General features: G+C 65.9%; 3 protein-coding genes. 2 read left to right on the top strand and 1 reads right to left on the bottom strand.

Annotated elements, in window-relative coordinates; genetic code table 11:
- On the top strand, positions 1-1,528 hold a 1,528-nt coding region (locus tag D7V77_RS41440), incomplete at its 5' end, for an ATP-binding protein (RefSeq protein ID WP_147452344.1).
- Positions 1,529-1,607: 79 nt separating this feature from the next.
- Here the strand turns inward: D7V77_RS41440 and D7V77_RS41435 are convergent.
- Complete coding sequence (locus D7V77_RS41435; protein ID WP_126936478.1) at positions 1,608-1,970, bottom strand: hypothetical protein; 363 nt, start codon at positions 1,968-1,970, stop codon at positions 1,608-1,610.
- Between the two features lie 284 nt (positions 1,971-2,254).
- Here D7V77_RS41435 and D7V77_RS41430 point away from each other — a divergent pair.
- Positions 2,255-2,620, top strand: a 366-nt coding sequence (locus D7V77_RS41430) for a hypothetical protein (protein WP_199733987.1), incomplete at its 3' end; no start/stop codon positions are given.

Genomic DNA, 2,620 nt, shown 5'->3' with positions numbered 1-2,620 from the left:
GTCCCGGGGATTCAGCCGCGCCTCCATGTTGTCATACCCCACGACCCGGCCCCAGAGCCCCGTCTTCGTGTTGAGCGAGGAGGAGAGTGCGAAGGTGCTGGGCGTGGGCGGTGCGCTGAGCCTGGGCCGGGTCGTGGGGTATGACAACATGGAGGCGCGGCTGAATCCCCGGGACAAGGCCATCCTCCCCCGTCACACGGGCATCATCGGCACCACGGGTGGCGGCAAGTCCACGACCGTCGCGACGCTCATCCACCGGGCGCAGCTCTCCGGCATCGCGACCATCGTCTTCGACGTGGAGGGTGAATACACCCACGTGGACAAACCCACCGACCACGAAGCGATGCGGGAGCTGCTCAAGCAGCGGAAGCAGAAGCCAGAAGGGGTGAAGGACCTGCACATCCATCACCTCACGGGCCGGGACAGCCGCAACCCCCGGCATCCGCACCGGCATGGCTTCTCGCTGAAGTTCTCCAGCCTGTCGCCCTATGCCATCTCGGAGATCCTGAGCATGTCGGACGCGCAGCATGAGCGCTTCCTGCGCGCCTTCGATGTCACGAAGCTGCTCCTGGAGGACTTCAAGCTCTTCCCTCGGAACGAGGCCGAGAGGCAGCAGGTCCTGGAGCTGGACGAGCAGGACACCGGCTATCCACGGATGACCATCGACCACATCCTGGACGTGGTGAATGCGTACACGTACAGCCTGAGCAGCGAGGGCAGGACGGAGCCGCGGGCGGCTGCCGGGCGGCGCAGACGGACAGAGGAGGACGACTCGGATGGCGAGGACGGCGACTCCGAGGAGCTCCCCAACGTCCCACGGGGCCTCACGCTCCTCAGCGAGTTCAAAGCCAACGTCAAGCTGGTGAGGGCGCGGGTCATGGCGCAGAGGAGCACCCATGAGTCGAGCTGGAAGACCCTGGGCAACAAGCTTCAGCTGCTGAAGCGACTGAAGGTCTTCGACGTCGAGAACACCGCGGGCGTGAACTACGACTCCATGCTCCAGGCCGGGCGGGTGTCGGTCATCGACCTGTCGAACACGGACTCGCCGCAGCTGAACAACCTGGTCATCGCGGACATCCTCCGGGGGCTCCAGGAGCACCAGGAGAAGCGCTACCAGGAAGCCGCCGAACGGGACGCCCCCGTCACGCCCGTGCTCATCATCATCGAGGAGGCCCACGAGTTCCTGTCCGCCAATCGCATCAAGCAGATGCCCGTGTTGTTCGAACAGGTGGCGCGCATCGCCAAGCGGGGCCGCAAGCGGTGGCTGGGGCTCGTCTTCGTCACGCAACTGCCCCAGCACCTGCCCGACGAGGTGCTGGCCCTGCTCAACAACTTCATCATCCACAAGATCACCGACGGTGCGGTCATCAACCGGATGCAGAAGTCGGTGGGCAGCATCGACGAAAGCCTGTGGAACCGCGTCTCCCGGCTCGCGCCAGGTCAGGCGCTGGTGTCCTTCAGCAACTTCACCCGGCCCCTGATGGTGGCCGTGGACCCCGCGCCCGTGAAGCGGCTGCTCGTCGACTGAGCCAATGACACGCAAAGGCGTCGTCCTCGCCCACACGGCGGGGACGACGCCTCCAGCATCACCCAGACGTTGGCGTCTGCTACTCCCAGCGGATGCGCTTGCGAGTGCCGTGGTTGGCGCAGGCGCCCGCGGCCCACGTGCCGCAGTTGCCGCAGACCTGCGCGGACTTGAAGAGCGAGTCATCGCAACAACGGACCGCACATATCGCGACGTCCGCGATACAGGGCTGGACATACTCGAGCGCGCAGTACTGCGCGGTCACCGTTCCAGAGGAGTTCTCCTCCTGGTCCTGCCAGTTGTACCCCGCCATCTCCTCCGCCACCTGCGCCGGCGACGGCGTGTTGCCGCTGGGAGTTTCAGGGGACTCCACCGGGCCTCCACAAGCGCTGACCAGGAACATCGTCACTGCCAACAACGCACCGCGAGCAAAGACACGGGCCATTTCAGGCCTCCAGTTCGTGTACCGCGTTGGGGGTTGCTTCAGATGTTGCGCCCACAGGTATGGCCACTCTTTCCGCTTGGTGGAGCCTTTCAACTTTGTCCGCGGGTGAAATGGGATTGAAACCGAACGAACGACAGCCCTGGTGAGGGAGGATTTGTTGGTTGCCCGGCAGTCATGGCGCGGCCATACCCTGAGTCCGTCAATCCTTGCCCCCTCTCGCGCAATGCTCACGTCACTCAAAGTCCAGGAATCGCAGGAGGCAGGAGCGATATAGAGCCAGCCTCATGCTCGGCTCCGCGCTCCTCGCCTCCGTCATCGTTGCCCAGGCTCCCGTGTCCCCGGCCTCACGTGCCGCGGAGACGCTGGGCCTCGGCCCTGTGCTCGACTCCGTCGTCCATCAGGGAGTGACCTACGTCGCGCTCGGCCGTGGCGGCATCGCCGTGCTCAAGCTCGACGGCGCCGCGCCCCAGCTCGTGCGGCGCATCGAAGATGGCCGGCGCTTCGTGCGGCTCGTCGTCGTGGGCCAGTCGCTCCTCGCCATCGAGCAGCGCGAGGAGGCCCATGCGTTCTCGCTCGCCACGCCGGAACAGCCCCAGCCGGATTCGCTGGCCTCCGCGCTGGGCGCGGCGCGCGACCTCACCGTCGTCACG

It is taken from the genome of Corallococcus sp. CA041A (assembly GCF_003612075.1).
Taxonomy (GTDB): Bacteria; Myxococcota; Myxococcia; order Myxococcales; family Myxococcaceae; genus Corallococcus; species Corallococcus exiguus.
This window is presented reverse-complemented; position numbering and strand designations above follow the sequence as displayed.

What these genes read in the sequence shown, in the direction of transcription:
- D7V77_RS41435 (WP_126936478.1), bottom strand. Translation starts at nt 1,970, where the DNA reads ATGGCCCGTGTCTTTGCTCGCGGTGCGTTGTTGGCAGTGACGATGTTC.